This is a genomic window from Pseudomonas phoenicis, assembly GCF_047302395.1.
GTDB lineage: Bacteria > Pseudomonadota > Gammaproteobacteria > Pseudomonadales > Pseudomonadaceae > Aquipseudomonas.
On the sequence record NZ_CP154852.1, the window covers coordinates 789,201 to 804,878 of the forward strand.

At 64.3% G+C, this 15,678-nt stretch carries 11 protein-coding genes; all 11 read left to right on the plus strand.

Going from position 1 to position 15,678, the window contains the following annotated elements:
• The first annotated feature begins 128 nt into the window (after positions 1–128).
• The 11 genes from dksA (at position 129) to AA0Z93_RS03930 (ending at position 15,663) form a co-directional block, all read left to right on the plus strand.
• Entirely contained in the window at positions 129–575 is a 447-nt protein-coding gene (dksA, locus tag AA0Z93_RS03880; protein ID WP_413046313.1) for an RNA polymerase-binding protein DksA, read from the plus strand.
• A gap of 64 nt (positions 576–639) precedes the next feature.
• On the plus strand, positions 640–1,527 hold the full coding sequence (gene gluQRS, locus AA0Z93_RS03885; protein ID WP_413046312.1) for a tRNA glutamyl-Q(34) synthetase GluQRS: 888 nt from the start codon (positions 640–642) through the stop codon (positions 1,525–1,527).
• Between the two features lie 112 nt (positions 1,528–1,639).
• Positions 1,640–1,816, plus strand: coding sequence for a hypothetical protein (locus tag AA0Z93_RS03890; protein WP_010796831.1), 177 nt, complete (start codon positions 1,640–1,642; stop codon positions 1,814–1,816).
• The gene (locus tag AA0Z93_RS03895; RefSeq protein ID WP_413046311.1) at positions 1,800–4,784 is read left to right on the plus strand and encodes a sensor histidine kinase; all 2,985 of its coding nucleotides are present in this window, start codon (positions 1,800–1,802) and stop codon (positions 4,782–4,784) included. The genes AA0Z93_RS03890 and AA0Z93_RS03895 overlap by 17 nt, the downstream gene beginning before the upstream one ends.
• Before the next feature lie 4 nt (positions 4,785–4,788).
• On the plus strand, positions 4,789–6,237 hold the full coding sequence (locus tag AA0Z93_RS03900) for a sigma-54-dependent transcriptional regulator (RefSeq protein WP_413046310.1): 1,449 nt from the start codon (positions 4,789–4,791) through the stop codon (positions 6,235–6,237).
• Positions 6,238–6,936: 699 nt separating this feature from the next.
• Complete coding sequence (locus AA0Z93_RS03905) at positions 6,937–8,322, plus strand: polynucleotide adenylyltransferase PcnB (RefSeq protein ID WP_413046309.1); 1,386 nt, start codon at positions 6,937–6,939, stop codon at positions 8,320–8,322.
• Entirely contained in the window at positions 8,319–8,798 is a 480-nt protein-coding gene (gene folK, locus AA0Z93_RS03910; RefSeq protein WP_413046308.1) for a 2-amino-4-hydroxy-6-hydroxymethyldihydropteridine diphosphokinase, read from the plus strand. The genes AA0Z93_RS03905 and folK overlap by 4 nt, the downstream gene beginning before the upstream one ends.
• Positions 8,799–9,037: 239 nt before the next feature.
• Positions 9,038–9,838 (plus strand): 3-methyl-2-oxobutanoate hydroxymethyltransferase, encoded by an 801-nt coding sequence (gene panB / locus AA0Z93_RS03915; RefSeq protein ID WP_413046307.1) that lies wholly within the window; start codon positions 9,038–9,040, stop codon positions 9,836–9,838.
• On the plus strand, positions 9,835–10,698 hold the full coding sequence (gene panC / locus AA0Z93_RS03920; protein WP_413046306.1) for a pantoate--beta-alanine ligase: 864 nt from the start codon (positions 9,835–9,837) through the stop codon (positions 10,696–10,698). Before panB ends, panC begins: the two co-directional genes overlap by 4 nt.
• A gap of 138 nt (positions 10,699–10,836) precedes the next feature.
• Complete coding sequence (gene pgi / locus AA0Z93_RS03925; RefSeq protein WP_413046305.1) at positions 10,837–12,501, plus strand: glucose-6-phosphate isomerase; 1,665 nt, start codon at positions 10,837–10,839, stop codon at positions 12,499–12,501.
• Between the two features lie 231 nt (positions 12,502–12,732).
• On the plus strand, positions 12,733–15,663 hold the full coding sequence (locus tag AA0Z93_RS03930; protein ID WP_413046304.1) for a DUF748 domain-containing protein: 2,931 nt from the start codon (positions 12,733–12,735) through the stop codon (positions 15,661–15,663).
• The last annotated feature ends 15 nt before the right edge of the window (positions 15,664–15,678 follow it).

Genomic DNA, 15,678 nt, shown 5'->3' on the forward strand with positions numbered 1-15,678 from the left:
CCAGATCGGGAGGGTAGCGCGCCCCCGATGTATCTGATAAGTTCGGCGGCTCGCAGTCGCAGGGCCGGCGGGTGTCGGATAAGGAGCAGCCTGCGCATTGGATCAGATGAGTGAGAGGCGGTCTATTCATGTCCACCGTAGAAAAGCAAAAAACCGGTCAGACCATGTACGGTGTCGAGCCTTATAAGGAAACGAAGGGCGAAGAGTACATGGGCGAGCCCATGCGCACGCACTTCACCAAGCTGCTGACCGCTTGGAAGGGTGAGTTGATGCAGAGCGTCGACCGCACCGTGGACCACATGAAGGACGAAGCAGCCAACTTCCCGGACCCGGCCGACCGTGCCAGCCAGGAAGAAGAATTCGCCCTGGAGCTGCGCAACCGTGATCGGGAGCGCAAGTTGATCAAGAAGATCGACAAGACCTTGCAGAAGATCCTCGACGAAGAGTACGGCTGGTGCGACAGCTGTGGCGTCGAGATCGGCCTGCGTCGTCTGGAAGCCCGCCCAACGGCGGACCTCTGCTTCGACTGCAAGGAAATTGCCGAGAAGAAGGAAAAGACCCAAGGCAAGGGTTGATCCTTCATCCACCTGAACGGGGCGCATCATGCGCCCCGTTTCGTTCATAAGCCCCCGCCAGACCATGACAGACACGCCTTACACCGGACGCTTCGCCCCCACCCCCAGCGGTTTCCTGCACTTCGGCTCACTGGTCGCGGCACTGGCCTCCTGGCTCGACGCGCGCGCGGTCGGCGGCCACTGGCTGCTGCGCATGGAAGACACCGACCCGCCACGCGAGATGCCCGGCGCCCGCGATGCCATCCTGCACACGCTGGAGCGCTACGGCCTGGAATGGGACGGCGAAGTGGTGGTGCAGAGCCAACGCCACGCCGCCTACGCCGCCGTGGTCGATCGCCTGTTCAGCCAGGGTCTGGCCTACGCCTGCACCTGCTCGCGCAAGCAGCTGGAGGGCTACGGCGGCCTTTATCCCGGTTTTTGTCGCAACGCCGGCCACCCGCGCGAAGGCGCGGCGATTCGCTTGCGGGTGCCGGAGCTGACCTACCGCTTCCAGGACCGTGTGCAAGGCGAATTCAGCCAGCACCTGGGCCGGGAGTTGGGCGATTTCGTCATTCAGCGCCGCGACGGGCTGTATGCCTATCAACTGGCGGTGGTGCTCGACGATGCCTGGCAGGGCGTGACCGATGTGGTGCGCGGTGCCGACCTGCTGGACAACACGCCTCGGCAACTGTACCTGCAGGAGCTGCTGGGGTTCTCGCAGCCGCGCTACCTGCATGTGCCGCTGATCGTGCAACCCGACGGGCACAAACTGGGCAAGACCTACCGCTCCCCGGCGCTCGAAGCCGACCAGGCCACCGCCTTGCTGCTGCGCGCCTTGCGCACGCTGGGCCAAGCCACCGACGCCGACATGGCGCAGGCCAGCCCTGCCGAGGTCTTGGCCATCGCCCGCCAGCGCTGGCAGGCCGCAGCGATCCCTCGGCAAACCACCCTGGCCGAAGCCGATCTGCGCTAGAACACTTGCCCCAACGCTGGAAGCCCAATAGATTCAGGCCCTCGCTCGACGACAGGGACGTCCGTCCACGGCCACCCCGCTCGCTGCGCACCACCCATTCTTCGAGGCCAGCATGTACATCTATCGTTTGGTCCTGCTCCTGGTGGTGGGGATCTATCTGTTCTCCCCCGCCATCATGGACTGGTGGATCGACCCGACTGGCGCCTGGTACCGGCCTTACCTGCTCTGGCTGATCCTAATCGTCGTCACCTTCATTCTGCAGAGCCAACGAGATGCCGATGAGCTTTAGCCTGACCCAGATGGTTCTGATCAGCGCCGGTTACCTGCTGGTGCTGTTCGGCGTGGCCTGGATCAGCGAGCGCGGCTTGATTCCGCGCGCGGTCATCCGCCACCCGCTCACCTACACCCTGTCGCTGGGCGTCTACGCCAGCGCCTGGGCCTTCTATGGCTCGGTGGGTCTGGCCTATCAGTACGGCTATGGTTTCCTGGCGTGCTATCTGGGCGTGTCGGGCGCCTTCCTGCTGGCGCCGGTGTTGCTGTACCCGATCCTCAAGATCACCCGCACCTACCAACTGTCGTCCCTGGCCGACCTGCTGGCGTTCCGCTTTCGCAGCACCTGGGCCGGCGCGCTGACCACCATCTTCATGCTGATCGGCGTGTTGCCCTTGCTGGCCTTGCAGATCCAGGCGGTGGCCGACTCGATCAACATCCTCACCGGTGAGCCGGTCAAGGCGCGGGTGGCCCTGGCGTTCTGCGTGCTGATCAGCCTGTTCACCATTTTCTTCGGCTCGCGCCACATCGCCACCCGCGAGAAACACGAAGGCCTGGTGTTCGCCATCGCCTTCGAGTCGGTGATCAAGCTGCTGGCCCTGGGCGGCATCGGCCTGTATGCGCTCTACGGGGTGTTCGGCGGGCCGCACGAACTGGAAATCTGGCTGCTGCAGAACCAGACCGCCCTGGCCGCCCTGCACACCCCGCTCCAGGAAGGGCCATGGCGCACCCTGCTGCTGGTGTTCTTCGCCTCGGCCATCGTCATGCCGCACATGTACCACATGGCCTTCACGGAAAACCTCGACCCGCGCTCGCTGGTCAGCGCCAGCTGGGGCTTGCCGCTGTTCCTGCTGCTGATGAGCCTGGCCGTGCCGCTGATCCTCTGGGCCGGCCTGCGCCTGGGCGCGACCACCAACCCGGAATACTTCACCCTGGGCCTGGGCATCGCCGCCAACAATTCGGCGCTGGCCTTGCTGGCCTATGTGGGCGGGCTGTCGGCTTCCAGCGGGCTGATCATCGTCACCACCCTGTCGCTCTCGGGCATGGCCCTCAACCACCTGGTGCTGCCGCTCTACCAGCCGCCGGCCGAAGGCAACATCTACCGCTGGCTGAAGTGGACGCGACGGGCTCTGATCGTTGCCATCATCGCGGCGGGCTTCGTGTTCTACCTGACCCAGAACAACCACCAGAGCCTGGCCAACATGGGCATCGTCGCCTTCGTCGCGACCTTGCAGTTCCTGCCCGGCGTGCTTTCGGTGCTGTACTGGCCGACGGCTAACCGGCGCGGTTTCATCGCCGGCCTGCTGGCGGGCATCGCGGTGTGGATGGTGACCATGCTGCTGCCGCTGCTGGGCAACGTGCAGGGCTTCTACATTCCGCTGCTGGACATGATCTACGTGCTCGACGACACCAGCTGGCACATGGCGGCCATCGCCTCGCTGGCCGCCAACGTGCTGCTGTTCACGCTGATTTCGCTGTTCACCAACGCCAGTACCGAGGAAGCCAGCGCGGCCGAGGCCTGCGCGGTGGACAACGTACGCCGCCCGCAACGGCGCGAACTGCATGCCGCCTCGCCCCAGGAGTTCGCCACGCAACTGGCCAAGCCCCTGGGCGCGAAAGCCGCGCAAAAGGAAGTCGAGCAAGCCCTGCGCGACCTCTACCTGCCCTTCGACGAGCGCCGTCCCTACGCCCTGCGGCGTCTGCGCGACCGCATCGAGGCCAACCTGTCGGGCCTGATGGGGCCGAGCGTGGCCCAGGACATGGTCGAGACCTTCCTGCCGTACAAATCAGGCAACGAAAGCTACGTCACCGAAGACATCCACTTCATCGAGAGCCGGCTGGAGGACTACCACTCGCGCCTCACGGGCCTGGCCGCCGAGCTCGACGCGCTGCGCCGCTACCACCGGCAAACCTTGCAGGAACTGCCCATGGGCGTGTGCTCGCTGGCCAAGGACCAGGAAATCCTCATGTGGAACCGGGCCATGGAAGAGCTGACCGGGATCGCCGCCAAGCACGTGGTCGGCTCGCGCCTGACCACCATCGGCGAGCCCTGGCGCGGGCTGCTGCTGGACTTCGTCAGCCTGCCCGACGAACACCTGCACAAACATCGCCTGGCGCTCGAAGGCCAGCCGCGCTGGCTGAGCCTGCACAAGGCGGCCATCGATGAGCCGCTGGCCCCGGGCAACAGCGGCCTGGTGCTATTGGTCGAAGACCTCACCGAAACCCAAGCGCTGGAAGACAAGCTGGTGCACTCCGAACGCCTGGCCAGCATCGGTCGCCTGGCGGCCGGGGTGGCCCACGAGATCGGCAACCCGATCACCGGCATCGCCTGCCTGGCGCAGAACCTGCGCGAGGAACGCGAGGGCGACGGGGAGATCATCGAGCTGTCGAGCCAGATTCTCGAGCAGACCAAGCGGGTGTCGCGCATCGTCCAGTCGCTGATGAGCTTCGCCCACGCCGGCGGCAGCCAGCAGAACAGCGAAGAGCCGGTGTGCCTGGCCGAAGTCGCACAGGACGCCATCGGCCTGCTGGCCCTGAACCGGCGCAATTTCGAAGTGCAGTTTTTCAACCTGTGCGACCCCGAGCACTGGGTCGAGGGCGATCCGCAGCGCCTGGCCCAGGTGCTGATCAACCTGCTGTCCAACGCCCGCGACGCCTCGCCGCCCGGCAGTGCGGTGCGCGTACGCAGCGCTGTGAGCGAAGGCAACGAACACATGGTCGATCTGATCGTCGAAGACGAAGGCAGCGGCATTCCCAAGAACATCATGGACCGCCTGTTCGAACCTTTCTTCACCACCAAGGACCCCGGTGAGGGTACGGGGCTAGGCCTTGCGCTGGTCTATTCGATTGTGGAAGAGCATTATGGACAAATCACCATCGACAGCCCCGCCGACCCCGAACGGCAACTTGGTACCCGGATCCGCGTTACCCTGCCACGGCATGTCGTAGCGACGTCCCCAGACATTCGAGACCGTCGAGAGAATTGAATCCATGCCGCATATTCTGATCGTCGAAGACGAAACCATCATCCGCTCGGCCTTGCGACGCCTGCTCGAAAGGAATCAGTACCAAGTCAGCGAGGCAGGTTCGGTACAGGATGCCCAGGCCCAGTTCAGCATCGCCACCTTCGACCTGATCGTCAGCGACCTGCGCCTGCCAGGCGCGCCTGGCACCGAACTGATCAAGCTCGGCGAAGGCACCCCGGTGCTGATCATGACCAGCTACGCCAGCCTGCGCTCGGCCGTGGACTCGATGAAGATGGGCGCGGTGGACTACATCGCCAAACCCTTCGACCACGACGAAATGCTGCAGGCCGTGGCACGTATCCTGCGCGATCGGCCCAAAGCAGCCGCCACCCCAGCCGCATCGGCCGAACCGCGCAGCACGGGCAAGCCGGCCGCCGCGGAAAAGAGCGCTGCCGGCAACGCCTCGGGCGAGATCGGCATCATCGGCTCCTGCGCACCGATGCTCGATCTGTTCGGCAAGATCCGCAAGGTGGCGCCCACCGACTCCAATGTGCTGATCCAAGGCGAGTCCGGCACCGGCAAGGAGCTGGTCGCGCGGGCTTTGCACAACCTCTCGCGGCGCGCCAAGGCGCCCATGATCTCGGTGAACTGTGCGGCCATTCCGGAAACGCTGATCGAATCCGAATTGTTCGGCCATGAAAAAGGCGCCTTCACCGGCGCCAGCGCCGGACGTGCCGGCCTGGTCGAAGCGGCCGACGGCGGCACGCTGTTCCTCGACGAAATCGGCGAGCTGCCGCTGGAGGCTCAAGCGCGTCTGTTGCGCGTTTTGCAGGAAGGGGAGATCCGTCGGGTGGGATCGGTGCAATCGCAGAAGGTCGACGTGCGCCTAATCGCCGCGACCCACCGCGACCTGAAAAGCCTGGCCAAAGCCGGCCAGTTCCGTGAAGACCTTTACTACCGCCTGCACGTCATTGCGCTGAAACTGCCCGCGCTGCGCGAACGCGGCAGCGATGTCAACGACATCGCCCACGCCTTCCTCGCACGCCAACGTGCGCGCATCGGCCGCGACGACCTGACCTTCTCCGCCGAGGCCGAGCAAGCCATCCGCCATTACAGCTGGCCGGGCAACGTGCGTGAACTGGAAAACGCTGTGGAGCGCTCGGTGATCCTGAGCGAAAGCCCGGAAATCTCCGCCGAGCTGCTGGGGATCGACATCGAATTGGCCGATCTCGAGGATGGCGACCCGCTGGATCAACTGCCATCCTCGAGTGCCGTCAGCGGTAACGCCAGTCATGACCCGAGCGAAGACCTGTCGCTGGAAGACTACTTCCACCACTTCGTGCTCGAACATCAGGACCACATGACCGAGACCGAACTGGCCCGCAAACTGGGCGTGAGCCGCAAGTGCCTGTGGGAGCGGCGCCAGCGCCTGGGCATTCCGCGGCGCAAGAGCAACGCCACCAGCGAGCAGTGATCGCCTTCCAGGTGCGGCACATGCCGCACCTGCCTCCGCCCCCTCTGCAAAAACCTGTTACCCGCCTTACACCACGTAACATCTTCCGAGGCGAACGGTAACGAATATGCTTATTCCAAACCGTCACCCCATTGGCTTGATCGACCCCAAACCCAGGTTTTACGGGCCTTGGTCAAAGTTGGCACGCTGCCTGCAATATGTTTGGTACAAGAACAATAACAAGCACCGCAACCCATAATAAAAACAACACGAAACGGCTCACGCATAACAAGAACAACACGGCGGAGGCGCAGCTAACTGATTCTTTTGGAGACGCGTTGTATCCGGGGCTTGCCCCATGACCAGGCAGAGAACAACAAAAACTGCACTAAAAAGCAGCGCCTGAACTGGTTGGACCTCTAGGTCGGTACAGCTCAACGATCAAAGCAATCCGTTTGCTCTTCATCCCTTCCGATAGGGATCGTTCACCAGCCAAGCTGGATGGACTGGGCACTCGACAAAAACAAGAAGCCCGTAAAAATAACAACAAGAGCGTACGCAACGACTTGATGGGGAGCTTAGGCTCCCCATGTCGTTTCTGCCCCTTCAGTGCCTTCAGCACACCGCCTACACCATTCTCAGAGTAAATGCTAGAATCCCCGCCCATCATGCGGCCATTCCCCTATTGCTGGCCGAACATTCCTTCAAACAGTGCATCCCATGCTGAAGAAGCTGTTCCAGTCTTTCCGCCCCCCGGTACCAGGTCAACATCACGTGCGCACCACACCCGAGGTGATCCACAAGAGCCAGCACTCGCTGCAACGCAGCCAGTTCAGCCGCCATGCGGTCGGCATCGTCGAGCGCCTGCAAGGCGCGGGCTACCAGGCTTACCTGGTCGGCGGTTGCGTACGCGACCTGCTCTTGGGCATCACGCCCAAGGACTTCGACGTCGCCACCAGCGCCACCCCTGAGCAAGTGCGGGCCGAGTTCCGTAACGCGCGCATCATCGGGCGCCGTTTCAAGCTGGTGCACATCCAGTTCGGCCGCGAGATCATCGAAGTCGCCACCTTCCGTGCGCCCCACTCCGACGAAGACCAGGCCGACAGCCACCGCTCTTCGCACAATGCCAGCGGCCGCATCCTGCGCGACAACGTGTACGGCACGCTGGAAGAAGACGCGCAACGCCGCGACTTCACCATCAACGCCCTGTACTACGATCCGGTCAACGAGCGCATTCTCGATTACGCCAACGGCGTGCATGACATCCGCAACCGCTTGCTGCGCCTGATCGGCGACCCGGCCCACCGCTACCAGGAAGACCCGGTACGCATGCTGCGCGCCGTGCGCTTCGCCGCCAAGCTCAACTTCGGCATCGAAAAGCACACCGTAGCGCCGATTCGCGAACTGGCACCCCTGCTGCGGGAAATCCCGCCAGCGCGGCTGTTCGAGGAAAGCCTCAAGCTGTTCCTGTCCGGGCAAGGCGCGATGGTCTTCGAGATGCTGGTCGATCTCGAACTGTTCGAGCCGCTGTTCCCGGCCAGTGCCCAGGCGCTGGAGGATCGTCCGAGCTATACCCACACGCTGATCAGCCAGGCTTTGGCCAACACCGACTTGCGCGTCGCACAGGGCAAGCCGGTGACACCGGCCTTCCTCTATGCCGCCCTGCTCTGGCCAGCCTTGCCCGCGCGCGCGCTGTTCCTGCAGAACCAGGGCGTGCCGCCGATTCCGGCCATGAACGGCGCAGCCCACGAGCTGATCGTCGAGCAGTGCCAGCGCATCGCCGTGCCCAAGCGTTTCACCCTGCCGATCCGGGAAATCTGGGACATGCAGGAACGCCTGCCACGGCGCAGCGGCAAGCGTGCCGACCAGTTGCTGGACAACCCACGCTTCCGCGCCGGCTACGACTTCCTGCTGCTGCGCGAAAGCGCAGGCGAGCAGACCGACGACCTCGGCCAGTGGTGGACCGACTATCAGGAAGCCCACGACGGCACGCGCCGCGAAATGATCCGCGAGCTGGGCGGGCGTAGCGAAGACGGCGCCGCCCCACGCAAGCGCAAACGCAGCAACAGCAAGCGCAAGCAAGGCGATGACGAGGTCTTCGAGTGAGCGTACGCGCCTACATCGGCTTGGGCAGCAACCTGGCCGATCCGGCCGGCCAATTGCGCAACGCCCTGCAAGCCCTGGAGCACCTGCCGCACACTCACCTGGCGGGCGTGTCGGCGTTCTACGCCAGCGACTCGCTGCTGCCCGGCCAGCCCCGCTACACCAACGCCGTGGCCGCCTTGGACACGGCACTCGAGCCTTTGGCGCTGCTCGATGCGCTGCAAGCGGTGGAAAACGAGCAAGGTCGTGTGCGCGCCGAGCGCTGGGGGCCGCGTACCCTCGATCTGGACATCCTGCTGTTCGGTGAGCAATGCATCGACCTGCCGCGCCTGCAAGTCCCGCACGTCCAGATGCACCTGCGCCCCTTCGTGCTCTACCCGCTCGCCGAACTGCTGCCCGTGCACACCCTGCTCGCCGATGGCCACACCCTCGCCCAGCGCCTCGCTGCCTGCCCTTTCGTCGGCCTCGAACGCCTGTAGAAACGCCGCGTGCGCAAGCGGTAACAGGCGTAACACCCTACCTGTGGCGCGCCGGTAACAGGTGATTGACTTCCCCCCCTCGCGTCACGACTATAGGCCTCCCGCGGCACCTCGGTGCCCACAGACTCTGGCCCCAGACGGCCTGTAACGAACATCGCGAACGACGATGTAGCGCCTTGAGCGAACGGCGGCCTGCGCACCGCAGCCGTGTTCGCAGGGCCTGAACGAGGATTTTCGACATGCCCGCTGTGACCCTGACGACCCTCAACGGCCTGAAAGCCAAAGGTGAAAAGATCACCATGCTGACCTGCTATGACGCCACCTTCGCCAAGGTGGCGAGCGAGGCAGGCGTCGAGGTGCTGCTGGTGGGGGATTCGCTGGGCATGGTCCTGCAGGGGCACGACAGCACCCTACCCGTCTCCACCGCCGACATGGCCTACCACACCGCGTGTGTCAAACGCGGCAACGCCGGGGCGCTGATTCTGGCCGACCTGCCGTTCATGGCCCATGCCACCTGCGAGCAGGCCCTGGCCAACAGCGCTACGCTGATGCAGGCCGGTGCGCACATGGTCAAGATCGAAGGCGCGGCGTGGCTGGCTGAAACCATCTCCCTGCTGGCCCAACGCGGCGTGCCCGTGTGCGCGCACCTGGGGTTGACGCCGCAAGCGGTCAACGTGTTCGGCGGCTATAAAGTGCAAGGTCGTCAGCAGGCCCAGGCCGAACAGCTGCGCCAGGATGCCCAGGCGCTGGAACAGGCCGGTGCCGCCATGCTGCTGCTCGAATGTGTGCCCAGCGCTCTGGCCAGCGAGATCAGCCAGGCGGTGAGCATTCCGGTGATCGGCATCGGCGCCGGCAGCGGCACCGACGGTCAGGTCCTGGTGCTGCACGACATGCTCGGCCTGTCGCTGAGCGGGCGCGTGGCGCGCTTCGTGAAGAACTTCATGATGGGCCAGCAGGACATTCAAGGCGCCCTTGCCGCGTACGTCGCGGCAGTCAAGGACGTCAGTTTCCCAGCCAGCGAACATGGGTTCAGCGCATGAATACAGTCAAGACCGTCCGTGAATTGCGCGCCGCCGTGGCGCGCGCACGTGGGGAAGGCAAACGCATCGGTTTCGTGCCGACCATGGGCAACCTGCACAGCGGCCACGCCGCGTTGGTGACCAAGGCCGCACAACGCGCCGACTTCGTGGTCGCCAGCATTTTCGTCAACCCGCTGCAGTTCGGCGCCAACGAAGACCTGGCCAGCTATCCGCGCACCCTGGCGGCCGACCAGGCACGCCTGTTGGAAGCCGGCTGTAATCTGTTGTTCGCACCTACCGTGGAAGAGATGTACCCCGAAGGCACCGCCGCGCAGACCCGCGTCAGCGTGGCGCAGCTGTCCGAAGGCCTGTGCGGCGCCAGCCGGCCGGGGCATTTCGAGGGCGTGGCCACCGTGGTCAACAAGCTGTTCAACATGGTCCAGCCCGATCTCGCCGTCTTCGGTGAAAAGGACTACCAGCAGCTGGCCGTGATTCGCGCCATGGTCCGTGACCTCAACATGCCCATCCAGATCTTCGGCGAGCCGACCGTGCGCGCCGAAGACGGCCTGGCGCTGTCGTCGCGCAACGGCTACCTGAGCCCGGAGCAGCGCGCGATCGCCCCGGTGGTGTACCGCACGCTTACCCAAGTCGGCGAAGGCCTGCGCCGCGGTCGCCGCGACTATGAGGCCCTGCTGGACGAAGGCCGGGCACAGCTGGAGGCGGCGGGCTTGCGCACCGACTACCTGGAAGTGCGCCATGCGCTGTCGCTGCGCCCTGCGCAACTGGACGACCGCGACCTGGTGGTTCTGGTGGCCGCTTTCCTGGGCACCACCCGGCTGATCGACAACCTGTATGTACATCTGGAACAGCCCAGCGCCTGAACCGGCATGCAGCGCATACGCACCGCGCTGCATTTCACGTTCGACCGAATCAGGATTGCCTATACTGCACGACGGCCCGCAACTGCTGAGGGCGGCCACTGTCCAACGCAGCAACTTGTACCCAGGAACTCATTCGCAATGGCGTATTACCGCACTCCTCATGATGTAACGACCCTGCCGGCCTGGCAGGCGCTCCAGCAGCATCGCGAAGCGCTGCAAGACTTCAGCATGCGCGACGCCTTCAATGCCGATCCGCAGCGCTTCGACCAGTTCTCCCTGAGCAGCTGCGGCCTGTTCCTCGACTACTCGAAAAACCTGATCACCGAGCAGACCCGTGAGCACCTGGTGGCGCTGGCCGAGCAGGTCGGCCTGGCCGATGCCATCAAGGCGATGTTCAGCGGCGAGATCATCAACACCTCCGAGGGTCGCCCGGTGCTGCACACCGCGCTGCGCCGTCCGGTGGGCGACAAGCTCGACGTCAACGGCGTCAACGTGATGCCCGAGGTGCACAAGGTCCTTAACCAGATGACCGAACTGGTGACGCGCATCCATGACGGCCTGTGGCGCGGCTACACCGAAAAGCCGATCACCGACGTGGTCAACATCGGCATCGGCGGCTCCTTCCTGGGCCCGGAGCTGGTCTCCGAAGCGCTGCTGCCGTATGCCCAACGCGGCGTACGCTGCCATTACCTGGCCAACATCGACGGCAGCGAATTCCACGAGCTCTCGGCCAAGCTGCGTGCCGAAACCACCTTGTTCATCGTCTCGTCCAAGTCGTTCAACACGCTGGAAACCCTGAAGAACGCCATCGCGGCGCGCACCTGGTACCTGGCCCAGGGCGGCTCGGAAGCCGAGCTCTATCGCCACTTCATCGCCGTGTCCAGCAACAAGCAGGCGGCCATGGCCTTCGGCATCCGCGAAGAAAACATCTTCCCGATGTGGGACTGGGTCGGCGGGCGCTATTCGCTGTGGTCGGCCATCGGCCTGCCGATCGCCCTGGCCATCGGCACCGCCAACTTCAAAGAGCTGCTGTCCGGTGCCTACACCATGGACCAGCACTTCCAGAGCGCGCCGTTCGAGCAGAACATGCCCGTGCTGCTGGCCCTGCTGGGCGTGTGGTACGGCAACTTCTGGGGTGCGGACAGCCACGCCATCCTGCCGTACGACCACTACCTGCGTAACATCACCAAGCACCTGCAACAGCTGGACATGGAGTCCAACGGCAAGAGCGTGCTGCAAGACGGCTCGCCCGTGCCGGTCAGTACCGGGCCGGTGATCTGGGGCGGCGTAGGCTGCAACGGTCAGCACGCCTACCACCAGTTGCTGCACCAAGGCACCCATCTGATTCCCGCCGACTTCATCGTACCGGTGGTGAGCTTCAACCCAGTGGCCGACCACCACCAGTGGCTGTACGCCAACTGCCTGTCGCAGAGCCAGGCGCTGATGCAGGGCAAAACCCGCGAAGAAGCCGAGGCCGAGTTGCGCGCCAAGGGCATGAACGAAGCGGACATCGAGAAGTTGGCGCCGCACAAAGTGATTCCGGGCAACCGCCCGAGCAACACCCTGGTGGTCGAACGCATCAGCCCGCGCCGCTTGGGTGCGCTGGTGGCGATGTACGAGCACAAGGTGTTCGTGCAAAGCGTGGTGTGGGGCATCAACGCCTTCGACCAATGGGGCGTCGAGCTGGGCAAGGAGCTGGGCAAGGGCGTCTACGAGCGTCTGGTCGGCGCTGAAGAGAAGCAAGCCGAAGATGGCTCGACCCAAGGCCTGATCAACTACTTCCGCAGCCGTCACCGCGGTTGAGGCGGCTGGCTTGATCGATACGGGCGCTTCGGCGCCCGTTTTCGTTTCCTACGGTCTGTTTGGCGGCTGACCGACGCGCCTGCAGCCCTCGCCTCGTGCCATTGTGAGGCGCGCGGTGAGCGCTCCACGCATCGGATGCGATGGGGTTACAAGTCTTTGTACTGTTGCCGCGGAACCGCTACCCCATGCCATACTCCAACCACTCCCGCCCGCGACCTGATGACGCCCCGCATGCTCAAAGCATTGACCCGCGCCTTTGGCACCGTGCTGGCCTTGGTGGCCCTCTATAGCCTGCTGGGCTTTCTGGTGCTGCCAGGCGTTGCCCTGCGCATCGCCAACCAGCAACTGGCCCAGTACGCCACCGCGCCTGCCCACCTGCAACGTATCGAATTCAACCCCTTCAGCCTTGAGCTGACCCTTTGGGGATTGGAGATCGGCGAACCCGGCAAACCGCAGCTGGGCTTCGAGCGACTGTACGCGAACCTGCAACTGGACAGCCTCTGGCGCGGCGTGCTGCACCTGGACGCCGTGGCACTGGACAAGCCACGCGGCGAGGTGGTGTTCGCCAAGGACGGGCGTCTCAACCTGGCGCAATTGTTCGACGTGCCGCCCAGCCCCTCCAAGCCTGACGAGCCGGCCAGCGAACCTTTCCCGCTGCGCGTTGGCAACCTGGCGATCAGCGAAGGCTACGTGCACTTCAAGGACTTGCGCCCCAGCGAGCCGATCGAGTTTCTTTACGACTCGATGAATCTCGAGCTGAAGAACCTGAGCACCCTGGCCGATGACAGCGCCGACATGACGCTGGTAGCGAAAAGCCCGGCCGGCGGACGCATCGACTGGCAAGGCAGCCTTGGCCTCGCGCCCTTCGCCTCCGAAGGCACGTTGAAGATCACCGACGCCAAGATGAAGCTGTGGTGGCCCTACGTACGCGACAGCCTGCCCCTGGTGCTGCAAGACGGCGTCCTGAGCTTCGACACACATTACCGCCTCAATTTCGCCAAGGGCACCGAGCTGCTGCTCGACAAGACCTCCCTGCACATAGCGCCATTCGCCATCCAAGCGCCCGACGGTCGTCCCCTGGCGCGCCTGGCCAGCCTCGACGTCAGCGACGCCACCCTCGACCTGGCCAAGCAGCGCGTCACCGTGGGCAAGGTCCGTAGCGAAAAGCTGGAAACCTGGGCCGCGCTCCAGCCCGACGGTCAGCTGGACTGGCAGGCGCTGTTCGCCGGCCAGCCGAGTACGCCCTCGAGCAAGGACAAGCACGCACCTGCAACGGCCGAGCCGACCCGCACCCAGGCTGCCGCGCCGGCCAAGCCGTGGCAGGTGTTGCTCAAAGACGTACAGACACGCAACGCGCTGATCCATGTGCAGGATCGTCGGCAGAAAGAGCCGGTAGCCCTGGACGTCGGCCCGCTCAACCTGACGATGCGTGGTTTCGACAGCCTGAACGGCTCGCCTTCCGAGCTCAAGCTCGACACCGGCGTCGGCAGGCAAGGCAAGCTGCAAGCGGCCGGCCAGGTCAATCTGGCGCCGATCAGCGCCAACCTTGATGTCAGCACCCAGGACATCGACCTGCGCATCGCTCAGGCCTACATCAACCCTTTCATCCTTCTGGAGCTGCGCAGCGGCATGCTCGACAGCCAGCTCAAGGTCGATCTGGCCAGCGTCGAGCCCTTGGCCCTGACCGTCAGCGGCAAGGCGCAGGTCGATCAGTTGCACACCCTCGACACCATCAAGAACCGCGACCTGGTCAAATGGCAGCGGGTCGACGCCGACGGCATCCGCTACGTGCATGGCGATGCGTTGTCGATCGACAAGGTGACGCTGCAGCAGCCCTACGCGCGCTTCATCATCAACGAAGACCGCACCACCAACATCGATGACCTGTTGATACCCCAACCTACCGGGGCCCAGGTCGCCTCCACACCCGCGCAGCCGGCCAAACCTGCCGACAAGCCGCTGGGCATTCGCATCGGTCAGATCGACATCAAGGACGGTTCGGCCAATTTCGCCGACCTGACCCTGACGCCGAACTTCGCCACCGCCGCGCAACAACTCAACGGCGTGGTCGGCACCATCGACAATCGTCGCTCGCTACCCGCCAGTGTGGATATCCAAGGCAAGGTGGACCGTTACGCGCCGGTGATCATCCACGGTGCGCTGAACCCCTTCGACCCCATGGACAGCCTCGACATCGCCGCCAGTTTCCGCCGTGTCGAGCTGACCACGCTGACGCCCTACTCGGGCAAATTCGCCGGTTATCGCATTCGCAAAGGGCGGCTCAACCTCGACTTGCACTACGTCATCACCCAGGGCCGACTGCAAGCGGAGAACACCGTCGAAGTCGAGCAGTTGCAACTGGGCGACCGGGTCGACAGCCCCGATGCGGTCGATCTGCCGATTCGCCTGGCCGTGGCGCTGCTCAAGGACAGCCAGGGCAAGATCTCGCTGAAACTGCCGGTGTCGGGCGACCTCAACAATCCGCAATTCAGCGTGATGCCGATCGTGTGGCAGACCCTGCGCAACCTGGCCCTGCGCGCCGTGCAGTCGCCGTTCAAGCTCATCGGCAGCCTGGTGGCCGGCGGGCAGTCGCAAGACCTCAGCACCGTGGCCTTCGCGCCTGGCTCCAGCGAACTGGCCGACGATGCGCGCGCCGCGCTGGACAAACTGGCTGCCGGTCTCAAGGCGCGGCCGCAGTTGCGTCTGGAGATCGAAGGCACCAGTGCGCAATCCAGCGACGGGCCGCTCTTGGCACGTCAACGCTTGGAGCGCGAGTACCAAGCCACTTGGTACAAGATCCTGCAAAGGCGCGGCGACAAGGTGCCGGCCAATGCCTCCCTGCTGGTGGTCAGCGAAGACGACAAGCCTGCCATGCTCGAAGGCATCTACCGCCTGCGCCTAAAACAGCAACCGCCGCCGCAATGGGAACAATTGAGCCGTGAGCAACGCACGCGGCAGTTGCGCGAGGCCGTGCTGAAGTTCTGGTCGGAAAGCGCCACGCTGCAGCGGCAACTCGGGCAGGACCGAGCCAGTAGCATCAAGGACTACCTGGTCGACAAAGGTGGACTGAGTGACGACCGGGTGTATTTCATCGATACGACACTCGGACAGGCACAGCGCGATGGCCGAGTGATCACACCGTTGCATCTGGATGTGCAATGAAGGCTGGAACCCTTC

Coding starts and splice junctions, on each gene's coding strand:
- AA0Z93_RS03930 (WP_413046304.1), top strand. CDS start 12,733: ATGCTCAAAGCATTGACCCGCGCCTTTGGCACCGTGCTGGCCTTGGTG.
- dksA (WP_413046313.1), top strand. CDS start 129: ATGTCCACCGTAGAAAAGCAAAAAACCGGTCAGACCATGTACGGTGTC.
- AA0Z93_RS03890 (WP_010796831.1), top strand. CDS start 1,640: ATGTACATCTATCGTTTGGTCCTGCTCCTGGTGGTGGGGATCTATCTG.
- pgi (WP_413046305.1), top strand. CDS start 10,837: ATGGCGTATTACCGCACTCCTCATGATGTAACGACCCTGCCGGCCTGG.
- AA0Z93_RS03900 (WP_413046310.1), top strand. CDS start 4,789: ATGCCGCATATTCTGATCGTCGAAGACGAAACCATCATCCGCTCGGCC.
- AA0Z93_RS03905 (WP_413046309.1), top strand. CDS start 6,937: ATGCTGAAGAAGCTGTTCCAGTCTTTCCGCCCCCCGGTACCAGGTCAA.
- panC (WP_413046306.1), top strand. CDS start 9,835: ATGAATACAGTCAAGACCGTCCGTGAATTGCGCGCCGCCGTGGCGCGC.
- panB (WP_413046307.1), top strand. CDS start 9,038: ATGCCCGCTGTGACCCTGACGACCCTCAACGGCCTGAAAGCCAAAGGT.
- gluQRS (WP_413046312.1), top strand. CDS start 640: ATGACAGACACGCCTTACACCGGACGCTTCGCCCCCACCCCCAGCGGT.
- AA0Z93_RS03895 (WP_413046311.1), top strand. CDS start 1,800: ATGCCGATGAGCTTTAGCCTGACCCAGATGGTTCTGATCAGCGCCGGT.